The 1,640-nt window shown below is 67.5% G+C and carries 1 protein-coding gene; it reads right to left on the reverse strand.

Annotated elements, in window-relative coordinates:
- Positions 1 to 1,586 (reverse strand): polyketide synthase dehydratase domain-containing protein (locus tag JOC24_RS32960; protein WP_205024106.1); only part of this gene is annotated, 1,586 nt, incomplete at its 3' end.
- Positions 1,587 to 1,640: the final 54 nt, after the last annotated feature.

The following is a 1,640-nucleotide window of genomic DNA, read 5'->3' on the forward strand; positions in this document are numbered from 1 at the left end:
TCCAAATCCACCGACCACGCCCCAGCCCCCTCAGGAACCGTCAGCGCCCCACCCGCGACCCGGCCCAGCCGCGGCACCGACACCACACCACCCCGGACCGCAACCTCCGGCTCCCCCGAATCAACCGCCCAAGCCAAGGTCTGTGGCAGCAACGGGTTGTCCAGCACCTCCACATCGATCTGTGTGAACCGGTCCGGGTACTCCGAGCACGCGGAGCGCATCAGGCCCCGAACCGCTGCCTGCACCACATCGACCCGAGCTCCGGGACCAACAGCCGCCCCACCCTGCGTCACCACGACAAGCCGCGACGCCTCCAGCTCCGGGCACCCCAGCCACTCCTGCACCCGTCCCAGAACCGACCCCAGAACCTCTCGGGCCTCGGCAACCGAACCCTCCGGACAGAACACCGCCACAGCCGCAGGCACCTGGGCACCGTCACGAACCGCCGCGACCACCGACGCCACATCCGCGAAAACAGGCACCTCTACTTCCGGCGAAACGATCCCACCCGCGGGAGCACTGACCCAGTTCACCTCGAACATCGAGTCCGGCACCTCAACAGCAGCCGCCACCGCTGTCCCGGCCAGTGGACGTGAGACGAGCTCGTCGATCGTGAGGACCTCCAGCCCCGCCAGGTCCGTCAACCGCACCGAGATCACGTCCGGCCCGGCCGGCGAGACCCGCACCCGCACCGCACTCGCACCCGTGGCATGAATCCGCACACCCGAGAACGAGAACGGCATCACCCGCTCCCCACCCTCCTCGACCAACACCGCCAGACGAGCCTGCAACGCCGCATCAAGCAACGCAGGATGCACCGCGAACCCACCCGCCTCGACCGGCAGCTCAACCTCCGCGAACACCTCCTCACCACACCGCCAGACCGACCGCAACCCCTGGAACACCGGCCCATACACATACCCCGCCGCCGCAAACGACTCATACAAACCCTCAACAGCCACAGGCACCGCACCCACCGGCGGCCACACATCGCCCGACAGCGATTCGGGCACCATCTGCACGCCCAGGGACAGCACACCACTCGCATGGCTTACCCAGCCGGCATCCTCATGCCCGGCGACAGCGACCCGGGAATGCACACGGACCGCCCGCTGCCCCGACTCATCCACGTCACCCACACTGACCTGCACATCAACCGGCCCGCCATCCCCCGGCAACACCAACGGAGCATGCAGCACCAACTCCTCCAGCCGGTCACACCCCGCATACTCACCCGCCCGCAACACCAACTCCAGCAACGCCGCACCCGGCACAAGCACACGACCCGCCACCACATGATCAGCCAGCCACGGATGCGACCTCGCCGACAACCGACCCGTGAACACGAACCCGTCACCACCCGCCAGCATCACACCAGCCGACAACAGCGGATGATCCACCACCGACAACCCGGCACCAGACACATCACCCGCACCACCCACCCCCTCCAACCAGAAACGCTCCCGCTGGAAGGCGTAGGTGGGCAGGTCTATGTGGCGGGCGCCGTCGTGAGTGTCCGGGCTGTCGAGAACTGTCCTCCAGTCGAGTTCGACACCCTGCACCCACAGCTCCGCCATCGACGCCATAAACCGCTCCGGACCACCCTCACCACGACGCAACGTCCCCACCGCCAGGACATC

The sequence above is a fragment of the Streptomyces sp. HB132 genome, assembly GCF_016909575.1.
Taxonomy (GTDB): Bacteria; Actinomycetota; Actinomycetes; order Streptomycetales; family Streptomycetaceae; genus Streptomyces.